General features: G+C 45.4%; 14 protein-coding genes. 4 read left to right on the top strand and 10 right to left on the bottom strand.

Annotated elements, in window-relative coordinates:
- Positions 1–2: 2 nt before the first annotated feature.
- The 9 genes from ACED46_RS11840 to ACED46_RS11800 all read right to left on the bottom strand — a co-directional run bounded on the left by ACED46_RS11840 (position 3) and on the right by ACED46_RS11800 (position 14,294).
- Positions 3–1,724 (bottom strand): glycoside hydrolase family 9 protein, encoded by a 1,722-nt coding sequence (locus ACED46_RS11840; RefSeq protein WP_371721500.1) that lies wholly within the window; start codon positions 1,722–1,724, stop codon positions 3–5.
- A gap of 98 nt (positions 1,725–1,822) precedes the next feature.
- The gene (locus tag ACED46_RS11835; protein ID WP_136973785.1) at positions 1,823–2,818 is read right to left on the bottom strand and encodes an ABC transporter ATP-binding protein; all 996 of its coding nucleotides are present in this window, start codon (positions 2,816–2,818) and stop codon (positions 1,823–1,825) included.
- Positions 2,819–2,905: 87 nt separating this feature from the next.
- On the bottom strand, positions 2,906–3,889 hold the full coding sequence (locus tag ACED46_RS11830) for an ABC transporter ATP-binding protein (RefSeq protein WP_048605693.1): 984 nt from the start codon (positions 3,887–3,889) through the stop codon (positions 2,906–2,908).
- Between the two features lie 2 nt (positions 3,890–3,891).
- On the bottom strand, positions 3,892–4,917 hold the full coding sequence (locus ACED46_RS11825; protein ID WP_017056648.1) for an ABC transporter permease: 1,026 nt from the start codon (positions 4,915–4,917) through the stop codon (positions 3,892–3,894).
- A gap of 2 nt (positions 4,918–4,919) precedes the next feature.
- Positions 4,920–5,906, bottom strand: a complete 987-nt coding sequence (locus ACED46_RS11820) for an ABC transporter permease (RefSeq protein WP_371721499.1) — start codon at positions 5,904–5,906, stop codon at positions 4,920–4,922.
- A gap of 169 nt (positions 5,907–6,075) precedes the next feature.
- Positions 6,076–7,758 (bottom strand): ABC transporter substrate-binding protein, encoded by a 1,683-nt coding sequence (locus tag ACED46_RS11815; RefSeq protein ID WP_017056650.1) that lies wholly within the window; start codon positions 7,756–7,758, stop codon positions 6,076–6,078.
- 711 nt (positions 7,759–8,469) lie between these two features.
- Complete coding sequence (locus tag ACED46_RS11810; RefSeq protein WP_017059408.1) at positions 8,470–11,859, bottom strand: response regulator; 3,390 nt, start codon at positions 11,857–11,859, stop codon at positions 8,470–8,472.
- 216 nt (positions 11,860–12,075) lie between these two features.
- On the bottom strand, positions 12,076–13,098 hold the full coding sequence (rsmC, locus tag ACED46_RS11805; RefSeq protein ID WP_136981637.1) for a 16S rRNA (guanine(1207)-N(2))-methyltransferase RsmC: 1,023 nt from the start codon (positions 13,096–13,098) through the stop codon (positions 12,076–12,078).
- A 110-nt stretch (positions 13,099–13,208) separates the two neighbouring features.
- Positions 13,209–14,294, bottom strand: coding sequence for an AI-2E family transporter (locus tag ACED46_RS11800; RefSeq protein ID WP_004734536.1), 1,086 nt, complete (start codon positions 14,292–14,294; stop codon positions 13,209–13,211).
- Between the two features lie 76 nt (positions 14,295–14,370).
- Between ACED46_RS11800 and ACED46_RS11795 the strand changes: the two genes are divergently transcribed.
- Complete coding sequence (locus tag ACED46_RS11795; RefSeq protein ID WP_004734537.1) at positions 14,371–14,496, top strand: hypothetical protein; 126 nt, start codon at positions 14,371–14,373, stop codon at positions 14,494–14,496.
- A 140-nt stretch (positions 14,497–14,636) separates the two neighbouring features.
- Here ACED46_RS11795 and hemL read toward each other — a convergent pair whose 3' ends face one another.
- Positions 14,637–15,932: a glutamate-1-semialdehyde 2,1-aminomutase gene (gene hemL, locus ACED46_RS11790; RefSeq protein ID WP_010436060.1), complete on the bottom strand. Its 1,296-nt coding sequence runs from the start codon at positions 15,930–15,932 to the stop codon at positions 14,637–14,639.
- A 296-nt stretch (positions 15,933–16,228) separates the two neighbouring features.
- On the opposite strand from hemL, the gene erpA reads away from it, so the two are divergent.
- The 3 genes from erpA to ltrA form a co-directional block, all read left to right on the top strand.
- Positions 16,229–16,570: an iron-sulfur cluster insertion protein ErpA gene (gene erpA, locus ACED46_RS11785; protein ID WP_004734539.1), complete on the top strand. Its 342-nt coding sequence runs from the start codon at positions 16,229–16,231 to the stop codon at positions 16,568–16,570.
- A gap of 301 nt (positions 16,571–16,871) precedes the next feature.
- A complete protein-coding gene (locus ACED46_RS11780; protein WP_162497971.1) occupies positions 16,872–17,015 on the top strand; it encodes a hypothetical protein in 144 nt (47 codons plus the stop codon).
- A 234-nt stretch (positions 17,016–17,249) separates the two neighbouring features.
- Positions 17,250–18,548, top strand: a 1,299-nt coding sequence (gene ltrA / locus ACED46_RS11775; RefSeq protein ID WP_371721498.1) for a group II intron reverse transcriptase/maturase, incomplete at its 3' end; no start/stop codon positions are given.

Raw genomic sequence — 18,548 nt, 5'->3', positions numbered from 1 at the left:
TATTATTGCTCCTTACGCTGAGCTAAGAAGTTGAACTGTGCAGCGGTTGCTAATAAGAACCACGCACCATGAGGGATCCATTGCTCACCCCAGCGCCAGTTTTGAAGCATGTCATCTTTTTGTGCTGGTGGATTGAACGCAATGTCTTGTTCATCTTCAAAACCAGCTGTGATGCCATTACAGATACCGCCTTTCGCATTGAAGAACCCAAGCTGAGGTAGGTAGTCTGGGTTGTTATGGCCATGACCATCGAGCATGCACATGTGGTATGGGTTGAGGCCCAAGATCCAATCAAGGCTATTTTGTGAAAGCTGGATTAAGCGCTCTTGAAGTTCGCTATCTTTAATGTGCGGTTGAACTAGGTAAGCCATGGTTGCGAGTGAGCCAAGGCGTGCGTTCTCGCCTTGCCACCAGTAACCGGTTTCGTTCTGTTGAGCGACGAAGAAGGCATCACGTTTATCACCATCGACAGATTTAACGTATTGTCTTGGATAGCCAAATGGGTTGGTGACTTTGTCGGTGATGTTGATTTCGAACTGACAAGCTTGTTCAACAACTGTGCGCGCCTGCTCTTTTAATTCAGCATCGGTTTCATTGTCGATGTATTCACATAGTGCAATCACAGGAAGACCGGCTTCAGCTGCGTGAAAGTATGGACGAGAGCCATCAGAGTTTGCCGACCAGAAGTGCTCAAATGAATCATCGGATTGCTGACGAGAGATTAAACGAGTCGCCCAAGTTCTTGCTTCTGATAGGTATTGCTGGTCTTGTGTTACGCGATACAGCTCATTGGCTGCGAGTAGGGCGCAATACTCATCGATGATGTTCTCGTCACCATCGTTTAGATACTGGAGGTTGTACTCTTTTAGATGCCAGTAACCCTTAACCGCCATTTCAAGGTATGTGTGGCTCGAGTAGCTGCCAGAGATTTCAAGCTCAGAAGCTGCGGCTAATGCTGCGATAGCAACACCTGCACCTTGTCGGTAGCCCGCTTGTAAGTCCGTTGATTTATGACCTTCTTGAGTCGCATAAGCGCAGATATCGCGTTGGTTGATATCTTTGCTCCATTTGTCGAATACCGTCATATAGAAGTATCCGTCAGCGTCTTGCATACGCACTAAGAAGTCGGCACCGAACAGAGCCTCTTCCGTTAGACGAGTCATGGAGAATTTCGGGAAGTCTGGGTTATGGCTAGTCAAGCGTACGCTTTTTAGCATGTTCCAAACGACCATCGGAATTTGTTGTGGGTTTAGGTAGTTACCATAAGACAGGTGGCTAAAATATTTACTGACATCACCTGATGCGTCATACCATCCACCGTGGACATCGACGTATCGGTCGGTACCTAGAATTTGTGCTTGTCGATCTTTTTTGTCGAAAATACCGCCACAGCGTTGTGACTTAAAGTAATGAAGCACATCAGAAAACGTGTGGTTCATTAATAGGTTGCTACCAATCTCAAATACTTCTGAACGCAGGTTGTCAAAACGTAGGTAGTAGCGACCAGATTCAGTGACTGAACTGAAATCAATAGTGAAGAATTGCCCTTGATGCCAATTTGCTACGCGGCCTTGTTTAACCACATCAAAATTTCCGACAGTCATATGGTTGTCAGCACAGACGAGTAGAGCCGTAGTGCTTGATAGGCGAGCTTTCTTAGTTTGTAGGATAGCTTGCTTCGGGCCTGTGGACTCATAGCCAATATGGTTGGTCAATAACAGCATCAATATTCTCCGACAGTCCTAGTTTCTATTGGCTAGGTACTTGAATGTTTTGGATATAAATAGTTAGGGTCCGAAGACCCTAACTTGGGTTTTATTGCTTAGCTTTCGTGTAGGTAACAGCGCACAAAGTGGTTATCAGCGAGCTGCGTAACCCCTGGTAGCTGCTCTTTGCACTTATCCATTGCGTGAGTACATCGGCCTGCAAATGGGCAGCCTGCTGATACTGGTGTCCACAGAGGAATCTCACCTTTGTTGCCTGCAAGTTGCTCGTGGATCGACTTCTTAGGATCTGGAACGGCCGAAACAAGCAATTGGGTGTATGGGTGCTGAGGGTTAGCAATCACGTCATCGGTATCGCCCCATTCCACCATGTGTCCCACGTACATCACCGAAAGGTCTTCAGCGATGTAACGAGCGGTTGCGATATCGTGAGTGATGTAAAGCAGAGACATTTGCTTCTCGAACTTCATCTCTTCCATCAGGTTCAAAACACCGGCACGAATCGATACATCAAGCATTGAAGTTGGCTCATCGGCTAGTACAACTTCGGCACCTACCGCGATGTTGCGGGCTAGGTTGACACGTTGACGTTGGCCGCCAGACAGTTGGTGAGGGTACTTCTTCGCCGTCTCTTTTGGTGGGATCAGGCCCACTTGCTCTAAAAGATCGTAAACACGTTCTTCTAGTTCTCTCTTATTGCCCGGGGTTACCTTCTTGTGGATCAACAGTGGTCGAGCAATGTGGTGGAAGATATTGTGTGTTGGGTTCAATGAACCAAACGGGTCTTGCCATACCATCTGCACACCTTCACGGTAGTGCATAAGATCTTTTCTGCTTGAGATCTCTTGGATATCACGACCTTTGTATTCGATCATGCCACCTGAAGGTGCGTACATTTTTGCGATCATTTTTGCGGTTGTTGATTTGCCTGAACCAGACTCACCAACCACTGCTAGGCCACGGCTTTTGTACATCTTGAATGACACGTCGTTAATCGCACGCATCATTGGGGTTTGAATGGTGGTACTGCTTATTGGGAAGTCTTTTACGACATTCTTGCCTTCTACCAATAATTGACCGAAATCTTTGCTCATAATTGTCTCCAGAATCCTTATTCGCTTTGCTTGTTTTTAGGCGGTCGAGCCGCCTTGTTCGTTATTCACGCTGAGTCAGCGTGCAAGCTATAGCTTCCTTTGTACTATTGGGTCACCGTACAGGTGGCAGTTAGACAAATGTCCCGGGTCGATAGAACGCAGCTTGGTTGGCACCTTGGTACACGTTTCATGTACACGGTCACAACGAGCTTGGAAACGACACCCTTCAGGGATCTCTAACAGGTTCAGAGGGTTACCCGGAATACCTGCTAACTTTGTCTTTGGCCCTGTCAGTGGAGGGAAAGAACTTCCCAACCCTTTGGTGTAAGGGTGGTAAGGGTTTTCTAGAATATCTTGAGAGTTAGCTACTTCGATTAGCTCACCTGAGTACATGATGCCGATGCGGTCAGAGAACTCGACCATCAATGACAAGTCATGGGTGATGAACAGAATCGAGAAGCCAAACTCTTCTTTCAGTGCATAGATCTTTTGTAGGATTTCGCGTTGCACAACCACATCAAGTGCGGTTGTCGGCTCATCCATAATGATCAGCTTTGGATTCAGTGCTAACGCGATAGCGATAACTAAGCGCTGACGCATGCCGCCAGAGAATTGGTGAGGGTAATCACTCAATCGGCTCGGGTGAATATCTACGATTTCAAGTAGACCTTCAGCACGTTGTTTAGCTTGCTCACGAGTCATGTTGGTGTGACGCATGATTACGTCACAGAACTGCTCTTCCATCGGTAGTACTGGGTTGAGTGCGTTCATCGCGCTCTGAAATACCATCGACATCTCGCTCCAACGGAACGACTGCATACGGTCATCACTGTATTCAAGGATGTTCTCACCGTTGAAGATAACCTCACCACCACTGATGTAAGCGGGCGGCTTATGAAGACGCATAAGAGAGAAAGCGACCGTTGATTTACCACAGCCAGATTCACCAGCTAGGCCGAATACTTCACCTGGAGCGATGTCGAAACTTACGTTGTTACACGCACGAACATCGCCTGACTCTGTGATGTAATCCACGCATAAGTTGCGGATAGAAATTAGTGGTTCAGACATGATTATTTATCTCCGCTCCAAAGTGCATTTTGTGGTGGTAGTTCTGGTTCACGTTCTTCTTTGTCTTGTGCTGCTAGTTTCTTCCAACGCTTCATGCCTTTGTGAGAACGCAGTTGCGGGTTAGCAATTTCATCGACCGCGAAGTTAAGTAGAGCAAGGCCAGTTACAAGTAGTGTCAGTGCGATACAAGGAGCCAGCAGTTCCCACCAAGCGCCAATCAGCATTGATGAAGAGGTTTGAACGTTGTAAAGCATGATGCCCCAGCTGATTGTGTTCGGGTCACCAAGACCTAGGAACGAGATGGTTGCTTCCATCATGATTGCGTACATCACCGAACCGATGAAGCTTGCGCCAACGATAGAGATAAGGTTTGGCAGAATCTCTACGAAGATGATGCGGAATGAAGATTCACCCAAAACTTCAGCGGCTTTTACAAACTCTTTTTCACGCAGTGCTAAGGTCTGGGAGCGAACAACACGGGCGCCCCAAGCCCAGGACATAAAGCCGATAACCAAGGTTATGGTGAGTGGCCCTGCCTCACCGATAAAGGCTGCTACTACGAACAGTAATGGGTATTGAGGGATTACCAGCATGATGTTCATTGCGGCTGTTAGAACGTCATCGACACGGCCACCGAAGTAACCTGCAGAAACACCAATAACAGTTGCGAGTAAACATACGGTTAGACCCGCACCAAAACCTACAGCAAGAGATACGCGTGCGCCGTATACCACTTGAGACCAAACGTCACGACCCATACGAGTTGTACCTAGTACGTGGTCTGCCTTTTTAGACATGATCAATGTACGACGGTCGTCTGCTAGATTTTGAGCAACCCAGCCATCAGGGTTAGTTTGTGCAGACTTCACCACGAAACCAGGATATTCGTGTGGGTTACCTGTACGCTTGTCTGGTACATGTTTGGTGATTAATGGAGCTGCAATCGCGCCAAGAATAAAAATACTTAGGATGATGACGCCTGTTAGGGCCATCGGGTTACGCCAAATGAGTTTTAGAAAGTCTTTCATGATTATTTACCACCCTTACGAAGACGAGGGTCAAGAACAACGTAAAGCATGTCTGCAACTAGGTTAAAGAACAGCATGAATAGCGTCATGATAAGCAGCTGACCTTGCAGTACTTGGTAGTCACGAGCGTTAATTGCGTTGAAAAGTACGCTGCCAAGACCCGGGTAGTTAAAGATGATTTCGATAATTAACTGACCACCGATTGCCATACCTAGCGACATTGAAAGGGCTGTCACACTAGGTAGCATCGCGTTACGAGCTGCGTAGTTGAATACCACTCGGTTTTCGCTCAGGCCTTTGCCTTTCGCCATGGTGATGTAGTCTTCGGCTAGTAGGTTGATCATGTTGTTACGCATGTTTACTAGGAAGCCACCAATTTGAACAACAGAAGCACAGAACAGTGGTAAGAAGGCGTGGTAAGCGACATCTTTAATGAATGCCCAGCTTGTCCAATCAGGTATAGTACCAGCGGTGTAGGCATACCCTGTTGGGAACCACTTCAAGCCAATTGCAAAGGTAAATAGTGCAATCATCGCGATAACAACTTGAGGAACGGCTTGTAGAATCAGCATCCCTGGCGTTACGAAGGCATCGTACTTACTGCCGCGTTTCCACGCTGCGAAAATACCTAGGGTTGAACCAATCGAGAAAGAAAGAATAACTGCGGTGCCGGCTAAGAAAAGCGACCAACCGAATGCTCCACCCAACAGTGTGTTTACAGAAAGTGGGTAGAATTGAATTGATGTACCAAGTTCCCAGCTAAGAATGTTCTTCATGTACGCCACGTATTGAACTAAGTAGCCACCATCAACGAAGCCTAATAGTTCTTTCATTGCAGCAATACGCTCTGGAGTAACTTGTACAGAAGCGTTCGCAAACATCATGGTAACTGGGTCACCAGGCATTGCTCTTGGAATAATAAAGTTTAACGTCGCAGCAACTAATAGCGCGACAAAATAAAATGACAAACGTCTTAAAAAATAACCCATAACTCACACCTTACTCACCCAGATTGTTTCCCTGTTTCTGGATTCAGGTCGCTCCTAGCGAAATTTGGAACGAAAAATCCCCTGACGACTAGCGCCATACTTTCAATTGAGAGTGTGGGGATTTTTATAAGCGGCGTAAGAGGTTACGCCGCAAGGATTGAACGATTACTTATTTAACTGGTTTTAGGTCCAGTACATGAAGTAGACGCTCTGGAATACCAGCCCAAATGTTTGGACGGCCTTTTGGATTTTCTTCGTTCCACCAACCAGTGAAGCGAGTTGTGTTGTATTGGTACATGTAAGCACCAGACATCACAGGGATTGTCACTTGGTCTGCAGCGATGATTTGCTGGATACCGTGTGCAATGTCTAGCTGCTCGTTCTTATCAGCTGTTTTGTAGAAGCTGTTTAGAAGACCATCTAGCTTGTCGTTTTTGTAGAAGTGCATTGCGAAACGAGGCATACCATCACCAGATTGTAGTGATGAGTTGTAAGCACTGTTCCAGTACGTGTATGGATCCGCACCGTGGAAGTAGTTTGTGTATGCTACGTCGTATGTACCTTCAAGCATTGCTTGGTTGTAAACAGAGAAGTCAGGTGTACGAGCTTTTGCTTTAATACCGATTTCGTTTAGCTGTTCTACCGCTAGTTGAACTGTGTTGTTGAAGTCAGTCCAGCCGTTTGGCGATTGAATCATTAGTTCGAAAGACTTGCCTGATGGAGTGTCAACAAAACCATCTTTGTTTACATCTTTGAAGCCAGCGTCAGCAAGAAGCTTCTTCGCGCCTTCAGCGTTGTAAGTGTTGAAGCCTTTGTACTTGTCATGAGTTTTTTCATCAGACCAAGCTTCAAACGCGTAGCCAAGACCCGATGCGAAATCGTTTACAGTACCGCCACCGTAGAATGCGATGTCGATGATAGTTTGACGGTCAAGAGCCATAGAGAAAGCACGACGGAAGTCAACGTTGCTCAATGCTTCATGCTTCGCAGCATCAGGGTGCTTGAAGTTAACGATGAATGCCTGTGTACCTGCTGGCGGGTACCAGTAGTGGTGTTTAGGGCTAGCTGCTGCGTATGTACGATCGATATCTGGAACGAAAGAAGACGTCCAGTCCATTTCACTGTTTACAACTTTACCTAGGAATTGGTCGTTGTTCGCAATTTGTGGAACACGTAGACAGTCAACATCTAGGTTGTCTGCATCCCAGTAGTTCGGGTTTGCACACTGGATGTATAGCTGCGCTGTAAACGTATCGATTTCTGTAAATGGACCAGAACCTACCGGGTTCTCATTGGTAAACGTTGATGGATCTTTAACGTCTTTCCAGATGTGCTTAGGTACTACAGGTACTTTAGCAATCTCGTAAGGTACGTTTGAGTTTGCTTCTGTTAGTGTGAACTTAACTTGGTTGTCGTTCAGTTTTTCTACAGAAGTTACCCAAGAGTTGATACCAGATTGGTCAAGCTCTGGCTTCTCTTTTACAAGGTTGAAAGAAAAAACAACATCATCAGCAGAGAAAGTTTCTCCGTCTGACCATTTAACACCCTTACGAATGTCGAAAACAACGCTCATCAGATCATCTGACATCTTGAAGTTTTCAGCTAGACGGAACACTGGAGTGTTACCGTGCATTTCGTTAAATACTACTAGCGGCTCATACATGAAGTCAGTTGTAGTATGTAGGTTAGTAGCACCAAGGTACGGGTTAAAGTTACGTACGAATGTAGTGTACTCTTTCGGGTGAACGGTCAGTTCACTGCGTTCTGCAGCGGTTGCTACTGATGCAAAACCTGTTGTAGCAGTTGCAATAATTGCTGTTGCTATTGCTGTTTTTTTTATATTGGCAAGCATAGCTGTTCCTTACTATTTGCTTTCATTTCACTAATGGATTGAATGTTATCTGTCGCTAAATTGTTTAGTAGATACACACTCTGGTTAAAGGCCTACCTCTTCTTCGTTGCTCCAGATTCATCGTTGATTCTGAGAAGTGGTAAGAGTGGCCTGTAGGCCTTTGGCAGGAGTAAGAAAACACCTTATCGATGAATTAATCAAACTCGTTTCCCGTCAAAAATGTTAAAAACACACAACCCCACGTCATTAACGTCAAAATAGGTTGCTTTGGTGGTTTTTTGTACGCAATTGTTAAAGTGATGTGACTCGCATTTGGTTTTGAGGTTCTTGCAGGTTGTAAGTGGCCACTAACTTTAAAGGCTTTTTATTATAATGCCTTACCCTACGTTGGTATAATTGTAGATCTCGGTCACTTGCCAGTTTTACGTTAAATTTCCCTAGAAAATTAAATCTGCCGTTCTGTTGTGACTCGCTTCTCAAACTGCAACAAAGAGTCAGATAACGGTCAGATATGATTGAGAATAGAACGAAAAGTACTGACGGTTACCAGCACGCACTGTGAGTAATTAGCGTGAATTTCCCCTTGTTTAAAGGCGTAAAAAAAGTGCGTTGCAAGCGTTGGGATTCTACTTTTTGTGATTATTAGGCGTACAAAAAAGCCCACGCTAGGTGGGCTCCATTATTCAAAGTATCGTGATGTTGGTTCAGGGTTTAACTGGTCAGTAGTTTCTGAAGTTTATCCCTCAGCATCTCAATATGGGTTCTTTCTGGCGTCTGTTCTTTGCAGTGTTCCAGAATGAATTCGATTGAGCTCAGTACCGTTCGCCAGCGAGGCGTTTTCGGTAGGGTTTCTACGCGTAGGTATTTGTCTAGCGTTCGAGTTTGCAGCGTACTGCGGTCTAAGTAGACGCGCCACAAGCCACTCTTCTCGGCGAAAGCAAACTTGGTTTCACCAGTCACCGATTCCCAGTAGATGATGGCATTCGTCATCGCATCGACCAGTACCTCACGCATTAACTCTTGCTTGTTTTTACCTTCACCGGTTGCCTTGTCAGCAAGACGAGTAAATTCTCCGCCAAGCTCTTTCAGCTGCTGTAACTTATCTTTGTCGCCTTCAAAGGCATAACTAGAGAGAGCCTCAACCGCCGTTTCAAGGTTATTGATTCGGTTTGAGTTAACACCACCACCTACATTAAAGATATACATGGTGTCGAGCCCTGAGCCTTCAGGCAGCTTAAGGATGTCACTTGGTATGCGCTGACGTGTGTCATCTATATAGATATCAATGTCACCGCAGTAGTGGGCTTGTTCTACCTTAAGGTATTTAGGTGCAATGATCTCGTCAGCCATTGAGCGTTTGAGTTGCTCCTGTCCGCGTCTGAATAGCTTCGCTGCGGCTTCGTTGGCAAAACGAATGCGTTGGTCATCGCGAATACAGATGATGGCTTCAGGTGCCGATTCTAGCTGCTCCAATAAGCGGCCTTGAGTTTCTAGCAAGTTAGCTTCAACCATCGCTCTATGTTTGAGTTCGAGTTGCAGTTGATCGTTTTCAAGGCGTCTCTGTTCGGCTTTGCTTGCTGATAGATGTGCTGTAATTCGAGCCGCCAGTTCTTGTTTGTTGAACGGTTTAGACAAGTAGTCATTGGCACCCGCTTCGAAACCTCGAACACGGTCTTCTGCTTGGTTGAGTGCCGTTAGCATGATGATTGGCAACTGAGCATGGTCATATTGTTTACGCAGTGCTTCACAAACCTGATAGCCGCTCATTCCTGGCATCATTATGTCGAGCAGAAGCAGCTCTGGCTTCTCTTTCTCAATCAGTTCAATGGTTTCAGGGCCATCACATGCAGTACGTACTCGATAACCTTCTAACTTCAAGAAGCTGTCTAATACTCGCAGGTTAACCGGCTCATCATCGGCGATAACCAATAACGGGCCATCTGGGTTTTCACTGATAACACTGTTTTCTTGTTGGCTGTTATCAATTAAATCAGGCGCTTGGAAGTGAGAGTAGTGACCTGATTCGTTGTAACTGTCCAGCTCACCTTGAGTCGCTAGGGGCAGGGTAAAGCTAAACGTAGTGCCAAGCATTGGTTGGCTACTTACGTACAGTGAACCGCCCATTAGCTCGATCAACTGACGGCTGATCGATAGTCCAAGCCCTGCACCTTGGCGGTAGTTACTCGCATCTTGGCCTGCTTGAATCAATGGCTCAAAGATGTGCTCAAGGTACTCGGCCGGTATACCTTGGCCAGTATCGACAACTTGTACACGAATGTTGTCATCGATAACGCTGGCAGAGATAACAATTTTACCTTCTGAGGTGTACTTGATGGCATTGCCGACCAAGTTATACATCACTTGCTCAAGTCGTTGAGGATCCGATGAAACCAGACCTAAATCACTTGGGACTTGGTTAATAATACGGATTGGCTTATTGCCCAATAGGTGATGAGACAACTCTAGGACCAAGCTGGTGGCTGCCGACAAATCAACGGCTGATTTCTTAATATCTAAGCTGCCATAGCGCATCTTGTGATAATCAAGCAGATCATCAACCAAGGTCGCCAATCTCTGACCGCTATTGATGATGATATCCAACTGATATTTCTGATTAGCAGGAATAGGGCCGTTAGCTCCAGATATCAACGCTTCAGCGATACCCACCATGCCATGCAGTGGTGTTCTCAATTCATGTGAAGTAGTCGCTAAGAACTCATCTTTGAGTTTATTTGCCAGTTGTAACTCTTCGTTTTGCTTTTGAATGGTCTTAAGGTTGTCCTCAAGCTCATCGTTTTGGCTTTTGATGAGCTGCATTTTTTCACGAATAGATCGCTGCATTCTTTCGAAGCTCACCGCGAGTCGGCCTATCTCATCTTTGCGCTCGGTATTGATCATGGTTTCATCGAGATCACCCGCCGATACTTTTTCGGCAGCCCACGTCAGTTTAAGCAGTGGGGATGTGATGAAGTTAGACAGATAGTGCGATGCAACGACTACCAGAATGATCGCCGTTAGCATCACGATCACGAAGATCTTTTCTAACTGATGAATACGGGCAAACGCCTCTTTCTCTGGCAGCTCTACGACAAGAGCCCATGTTGCGTATTTCAGCTCAATTGGCGTATATGCCGCGATGATCGCTTGATCTAGGGTGTTGTCGAAGGTGCCAACCGCTGTTTCGCCAGCCAATGCTTTATCGACAACATCTAGGCTCAAGTTGATAGATTCTTGTGAATGAGCAAGGCTACGCGGCAGGTGATCATCACCTACAAGCAGCGTTTGAATATTCGAACTCTTGTTGAGATCCGCAATCAACTTAGTAATGCCGTTGATTGGTAGCCTAAACATCGCGTAACTGTGTAGGTAGCCTTGTTGAACGATAGGTGCGCCTAGCCATGCGGTCTGTTTGCCATTCTCGTCTTTAAAGTCAGAAACGATAACCGGCGTGTAATCTTCGTTAGATTTGCGTCGGTCGGTTACGTCTTTGGCTAGTCGTTGAAAGGTAATACCTAGGTTGGAGTCCTTGTATTTTCCTGTCAGCAGATTGGTGCCGTAATCGTCATTTTTAAAGACGGAATAAGCGACGTTACCGTTGATATCAACTAAGAGAATATCGTCAAAATCAGAGCGTTTAAGCAGTTCTAGGTAAGCATTATGGTAGCGCTTGTGGAGCAGGCGATAACGCTCGCTGCCAATAAAGCTGCTGGATTCAGGGAGGATCGACGTTTTGATTTGATCGCCAGAGCCTTGAATATAGCGCTGCTGTGCATTACTGCGTGCCTCGTCAATATCTAACCCCAATCGTTGAAATGCATTGATCAAACCATAAAATCGCCCGCCACTGGCATTGGCCAATTCTGAGCGAACAAAGCCCATCACTTGGGATTCTTGAGCTTGTAGGTAATCGACAATTTGCTGCTGCTTAGTATCACGAACCGAAACAAGGTGTGAGGTGCTTTGTTCCTGGAGATCCTGACTGTGCGATTGGAGGAAAAATATCGCGATAAGTGTCACAGGGGTAATACTGAGGACAAGAAATGCCAGCATTAGGGTATTTTGAAGGCGCTTAAACTTTTGCTTACGATAGAATCTAAACATAAATTGGGTACTACTTTCCTTTGATGTACTGCTAAAAGGGGCGAAAACAAGTACAGAGAATAGAATTAACGGGTTCCAATTTAACGAAATTAACGAGTTTTTTTACTTTGACAAGTAAGTGGTATTTAAAGCGTGTGCAAAAGCTCATTTTTATAGAGTTTTGACAAAAATATGAACAGACAGCGCAGATAATGACCCTGCGCTGTGCTAGAGAGGTTATTTGTTTGCGTGATAGATCGCGAATTTAGTGGTCTTATTTAGAGTCGCGCATTTTCCAAACGCTTGTTCAATAATTGGAATGTATTTTAAGAAACTATTCGCAACAATAATCATCTCACCAGAACGCTTCAAATGCTTAGGAGCCTGAGAAAGTAAGGTCTCAGTCGCGCTGTAGCTAGTGTCTAAACCTGAATGGAATGGTGGGTTACTGATGATGAACTGATAGTCTTCTGCAGTATCAGAATAGACATCGGATGCGAAGACTTTACCCGTTAAACCATTCGCTTCTAGCGTTGCTTGGCTTGATGCCACGGCAAATGCACTGATGTCGCACATTTCTAGCTCGATATCAGGATTACGAGATGCCATGACCGCGCCTAAGACGCCTGCACCACAACCAAAATCCAGTACCTTGCCTTTTAGTTTTGGCAGAGTATCCAACAGAAGTTGGCTACCGACATCGAATTGACCGTGACTGAAGACGCCAGGAAGGCTTTTTACCGTCAGAGGTTGTTCATCAATGTTAACCGTGTAGGTCTTAAACCAGTCTTGCAGGTTGAACGCTTGTGGTTGATCGAAGCATTGACCCCAGTAGAAAGAGCAACGACGCGCTGAATCGTATTTAACAACTTTGCCGTAAGGAGCAAACATCTTCTCGATGCTTTTCACGCCTGAACGGTTTTCACCAACCACGACGATCTCGGTATCTTTACCTAGCTTGGCAAATAGCATCGCCAACAGAAATTCCGCTTCTGCTTTGGCTTTTGGCCAGTACAGCATCACTAAGTCGGCTTTGGTCTCTTCGGTAAACTCAGCCCCGTAAAAACGTTGGATGGTGTTGCAACCCTCCAGTTGACGGTAGTAGCTGTAATTAGAAGTAAACACAGAGACAGATTCACAATGCTTCGCTAACTCAACAGGGAACAAGTCTTCTGCCTCACCGGCAACTAAAACATGTTTGCCTTCAAAGTAGGCGAGTTGGCGTTGAGCAATCTGGCTTGGGGCAATATAAGCTGACATAGGACACTCTGTTGAATCGTTAGCAAAAAATGAGGGCGGATTTTCGCATAATCCGCCCAAAGCTTGAAGTGTTTAATACTCGTTCGCCAATCAAGTTGACGTCAAGTTCGTTAACTCTTGTCTTGCTGGTTTAAAAAGTCCTTAAACTCTTCATCGTAGATGTTGAATAGGACAATGGTAATCGCAAAAATCAATGGTCCGTAGATAAGACCAATTAGGCCAAACAGTTGAATACCACCCAATAGTGAGAAGAAGATCATCAGGGTATTCATGCCTGCACTGCCTTGCATCAGCAGCGGACGTAGCAGGTTATCAATTGAACCAACAATCGCTACACAGTAAACCGTTAGGAAAATCGCCCACGTGGTATCACCAGTTAGGAACAAGTAGGTTGCTGCTGGGATCCAGATTAATGCAGTACCCACTACTGGGATGAAAGAGGCAAAGCCCATCATTGTGCCCCAGAATAGACCTGGGAAACCAGCAATCCACATACCTAAACCGCCGGCAAAACCTTGTGCGATTGCGGTTAAGAATGAGCCCATTACTGCTGATTTAGATACTTGCTCTATCTCTGTTAGAAGTTTGTCTTCTTGGCTACGAGACAGCGGCAGAATATGACGAACCACACTGATGATTTTGTCGTGATCTCTTAATAAGAAGAACAAAACGAACAACATCAAGAAGAAATCCATCAAGAAATTGGTCGCGTCACCTAAGATTTTCGCACTGATACCAACTAGCTTAGAACCAAAGCTGGTCGCAAACTCACCGACTTTTTGTGCGATGGCTTGGGGCTCAATGTTGTCGAAAGGCAGGTAGTTATTCACAAATGACAGCGCTTTGACCACTAACGGGTGAGCAAACAGAGTCTGAATGCCACCGTGGGTCACCCATTGGTAAGTATTCTGAGAGAACAGAGAACCTTGCTGAACAATTGCTGCGAATACTGCCAATAAAGGGATAACAATAATGAAAGTCAGAATCACACAAGACAGCAGAGAGACGATGTTTTCTTTATTCGGTAGCTTTTTTTCAAGCCACTCATGGATTGGGAACATCAATAGTGAAATGATAAAGGCCATCACGATAGAGTTAACGTATGGCTCGATAAGCAAGTAACAAGCATAAGCCGCCGCGAGTAGGGCGATGATGATCACCCAGTGGCTGGTATTGATTTTGAGTTTTTCTGACACGGTAATGGTCTCTATATTTGCGTTCTGAGTTTATAATGGCTGCAAAACAGAGAGTTAGCAATGAGGAGTTTTGATAATGGGATGCTGTAATAAAGATAAGAAATGCCAAGACGAAGAACAGCAAACAAAAAAAGAGATCCCTTGGTTCAGAATGTTCCTTGGTACCTTGATGTTGTTGGTTTTCCTTTTCTGGGAACGTTAATGCTTTTGGTTCAGCTTTAGCCTTAGTCGACGGCTAAATAAGCTGTCATATTTGTGGCTGTTGAGCGCGATATATAAAAAAGGGCTGCATTTAATGCAGCCCTAAATTCAATCGGTTAGCGACTTATAAAGTGCTTTCGATTATTTGCTTTCAGCAGCAATGATCGCAAGAGAGCGGTCAGCAGCTTCTAGTGTTGCATCAAGTTCTTTTGAACCATGAGCAAGAGAAGTAAAGCTTGCTTCGAATGCTGAAGGTGCAAGGTAAACACCGTGATCTAACATTAGGTGGAAGAAGCGCTTGAAGCGTTCTACATCACACTTAGTTACATCTTCGTAGCACGTCACAGTTTCTTGGTCAGTGAAGAAGAAACCAAACATGCCGCCAACTTGGTGAACTAGCATTGGGATGCCGTGCTTGTCAGCAAGTTGCTTGAAGCCTTTTGCCAACTGCTTAGTTTTTGAAGCTAGACGCTTTTCGTTGCCTTCTTCTCGTAGAAGGTTCAAACATGCGTAGCCAGCAGCCATTGCAACAGGGTTACCTGAAAGCGTACCCGCTTGGTAAACAGGGCCAGTTGGTGCGATGTATTGCATCACGTCTTTACGACCACCGAAAGCGCCCACAGGCATGCCGCCGCCGATCACTTTACCAAGACACGTTAGGTCTGGCTTGATGTTGTAGTAAGCCTGAGCGCAACCTTCAGCAACGCGGAAACCTGTCATTACTTCATCAAAGATTAGCAATGCACCTTCTTGGTCACAGATTTCACGTAGACCTTCGTGGAAGCCTTCTACAGGAGGGATACAGTTCATGTTACCCGCGACTGGCTCAACGATGATACAAGCGATCTCGCCTTTGTTTGCTGCAAAGATTTCACGTACTGAATCTAGGTTGTTGAATGTTGCCGTTAGTGTGAGCTTAGCAAAATCAGCCGGTACGCCAGGAGAGCTTGGTTGACCTAAAGTCAGCGCGCCAGAACCAGCTTTTACAAGTAGGCTGTCTGCGTGGCCGTGGTAGCAGCCTTCAAACTTAAGAATTTTGTCACGACCAGTGAAGCCACGAGCTAGACGAATCGCACTCATTGTTGCTTCTGTACCTGAGCTAACCATACGTAGCTGTTCCATTGATGGAACCATCTCAGAGACAAGTTCAGCCATTTTGATTTCAGTTTCGGTTGGAGCTCCGAAGCTAAGACCGCGTTGAGCTGCTGCAATCACAGCATCACGAATAACAGCGTGGTTGTGACCAAGGATCATTGGGCCCCAAGAGCCAACGTAATCGATATACGCTTTACCATCAGCATCAAAAATAAGTGGGCCATCAGCGCGTTCAACGAAGATTGGAGAACCACCTACGCCATTGAATGCACGAACTGGAGAGTTTACGCCACCAGGAATAGTTTGTTGTGCTTTTTCGTACAGCTCTGCTGATTTGGTCATTGATATATCCTCTTTTGACTGTCGGACCAATTGGCACGCATTGTACCTATCCCTAATCCAACTAGGAATGCTTTCGCCCAGATAATCACCCGAATCTGGTTGTTTTGTGTGGTTACACGTTTTAATTGTTAGATATTGGCGAGTTTACAGCAGTAAAAGGACCGATCCGGTGGTGAATACTTGAACGTTTCAGTCAGGTATTAGATAATCACCTGAATATAAGAAAATACTCAACAACACTGGTCTCGAATTAGATTTGTATCATGTTGTTTTTGACACAGGTAAGAGAGGTTGTCGTGAGCGAAGTAAATATCCCATTGTCTTTTTCTGATGCAGCAGCTACCCGCGTACAAACGCTAATTGCTGAAGAAGAAAACCCAGAACTAAAACTGCGTGTATACATTACAGGTGGTGGTTGTAGCGGTTTCCAATACGGCTTCACATTTGATGAAAAAGTAAATGATGGCGACACTACGATTGTAAACAGCGGTGTAACGCTGGTTGTTGACCCAATGAGCCTACAGTACTTAATGGGCGGCATGGTTGATTACACAGAAGGCCTAGAAGGCGCTCGTTTCTTTGTGAACAACCCGAACGCGACAACAACATGTGGTTGTGGTGCATCATTTAGCGTATAGCATGAGCTCAAAGCTGCATTAGCTGAAAGCCACACCAGAAGGTTGTAAACGCCGAACTTATGTTCGGCGTTTTTGTTTTTACTTAGTAACTTATTACTTTTCGTGCGACCTGAGGTCGTATGAAGCGTTGTTCACCGCTTAACGAGTGAACCATCTGTATCACCAGATGAACCTACGAGCCTGAATAAAGCAGCGGCTCGGACAATGTAACGAAACTTGGCCGTTGGGCTGAGTGGGAAAAGAATCGTGAGAGGACGTTCCTCCTGAAAACCACAATTCGGGTAAGTGCTAGGTAGTCAGTATGATGAACGTATGTGAATCCATTCAAGGTGCGTTATATGATGAAGCAGCGGAAGTGGTTAATACGCTGTGGCCAAAAGGCAATGAGAGTTGGAAAGAGGTTGGACAGTACTTTTTCGTGGTCGCCGTACTCTCCGCACTATAGTGGGCATCTAAGCTGACATTTTACGTAACATACGGAACAGGGTAAGCCTGTATCACTCCCTTTGGGAAAGCCTTTGTGGCCGATAGTGATGCAGGTATAGGAGGTCGGAAAAAGCGAAAGCTGCATTGTAATGATGCAGATACAGACTTATGTCTGATCACGAAAGTGAGCCCACTTCCGACTGGTCTCCCATTGCGAGAGAATTTGAAGAACTTTATTCAAGGAGAAAAGCAAATGGTGATCTCGAAAGAGATTAGTGCATCTTCTGACGGCGCTCAATGGCAGTCCATCGACTGGAAATCCGTTGAAGCACACGTATTGAAGCTTCAAATGCGTATCGCAAAAGCAACGAGAGAAAAGAAATACGGTAAGGTGAAGTCCTTACAGTGGCTCTTGACTCATTCTCGCTCAGCCAAGCTTCTTGCGGTTAAGCGAGTCTCTCAGAATAAAGGCAGTAAAACGTCTGGAATAGACGGTGTCACCTGGAACACAGATGTACGCCGTATGAAAGCAGTCAATCAACTGAGCCGCAAGGCTTACTCTGCAAAACCACTCAAACGTATCTACATCCCCAAAAAGAACGGTAAGCTCAGGCCATTGGGTATTCCATGCATGATTGATAGAGCGCAACAAGCCCTCCACCTTCTAGCATTAGAACCAGTGTCCGAAACGCTTGCCGACCTCAATAGCTATGGGTTTAGGCCAAATCGCAGTACGGCTGACGCCGTCAGTCAGTGTTTCAAATGTTTGGCTCTAAAGCGATCAGCGAAATGGGTTCTTGAGGGAGATATTAAGGCTTGCTTCGACAAAATCGGGCATCAATGGCTTATGGACAATATCACGGTAGATAAACGTATGTTAGAGCAATGGTTACAGTCTGGCTATGTGGATAAGGGTCTGTTCTATGATACCGATGAGGGTACACCTCAAGGTGGAATAATATCTCCAACCTTGATGCTAATGACTCTCGCGGGAATAGAGCAACAAATAAAATCTACAGCTCTGAAAATGGGTGCTAGGGCCAACTTTATTGGTTATGCGGATGATTTCGTGGTCACCTGCTCTTCAAAGGAAGTGCTAGTGAACGATATCAAACCGTTGATTGCTGACTTTCTGGCAGAAAGAGGGTTAACCCTCTCCGAAGAGAAAACGAAGGTCACTCATATTGATGATGGCTTTGACTTTCTGGGTTTCAATCACAGGAAGTACAAAGGGAAATTGCTCATTAAACCGAGCAAATCTAACACGCTGTTATTCCTTAGAAATCTACGTGAACTTATTAAAAAGCACGCAACCATCCCTGTTAACGATCTTATCAAGTTGATAAATCCGAAACTTAGAGGGTGGGCGAATTACTATCGCCACTGTGTTGCTAAACAAGTATTCGGGTATGTCGGCCACAAACTATTCCAAGCGTTATGGCACTGGGCAGTTAGACGTCATCCAACCAAGTCCAAAGACTGGGTTGTTCATAAGTATTTTCTCAATCGTAAAGGCCAGTGGCAATTTCACGGTTGGCAGAAAATCATGGAC

It is taken from the genome of Vibrio sp. 1S139 (genome assembly GCF_041439475.1).
Taxonomy (GTDB): Bacteria; Pseudomonadota; Gammaproteobacteria; order Enterobacterales; family Vibrionaceae; genus Vibrio; species Vibrio crassostreae_C.
This window is presented reverse-complemented; position numbering and strand designations above follow the sequence as displayed.

Bases quoted from the DNA above. Each gene is read 5' to 3' on its own strand.
- ACED46_RS11830 (WP_048605693.1), bottom strand. From the start codon at position 3,889: ATGTCTGAACCACTAATTTCTATCCGCAACTTATGCGTGGATTACATC.
- ACED46_RS11825 (WP_017056648.1), bottom strand. From the start codon at position 4,917: ATGAAAGACTTTCTAAAACTCATTTGGCGTAACCCGATGGCCCTAACA.
- ACED46_RS11795 (WP_004734537.1), top strand. From the start codon at position 14,371: ATGGGATGCTGTAATAAAGATAAGAAATGCCAAGACGAAGAACAGCAA.
- ACED46_RS11810 (WP_017059408.1), bottom strand. From the start codon at position 11,859: ATGTTTAGATTCTATCGTAAGCAAAAGTTTAAGCGCCTTCAAAATACC.
- hemL (WP_010436060.1), bottom strand. From the start codon at position 15,932: ATGACCAAATCAGCAGAGCTGTACGAAAAAGCACAACAAACTATTCCT.
- rsmC (WP_136981637.1), bottom strand. From the start codon at position 13,098: ATGTCAGCTTATATTGCCCCAAGCCAGATTGCTCAACGCCAACTCGCC.
- ACED46_RS11835 (WP_136973785.1), bottom strand. From the start codon at position 2,818: ATGAGCAAAGATTTCGGTCAATTATTGGTAGAAGGCAAGAATGTCGTA.
- ACED46_RS11780 (WP_162497971.1), top strand. From the start codon at position 16,872: ATGATGAACGTATGTGAATCCATTCAAGGTGCGTTATATGATGAAGCA.
- ACED46_RS11820 (WP_371721499.1), bottom strand. From the start codon at position 5,906: ATGGGTTATTTTTTAAGACGTTTGTCATTTTATTTTGTCGCGCTATTA.
- ACED46_RS11840 (WP_371721500.1), bottom strand. From the start codon at position 1,724: ATGCTGTTATTGACCAACCATATTGGCTATGAGTCCACAGGCCCGAAG.
- ACED46_RS11815 (WP_017056650.1), bottom strand. From the start codon at position 7,758: ATGCTTGCCAATATAAAAAAAACAGCAATAGCAACAGCAATTATTGCA.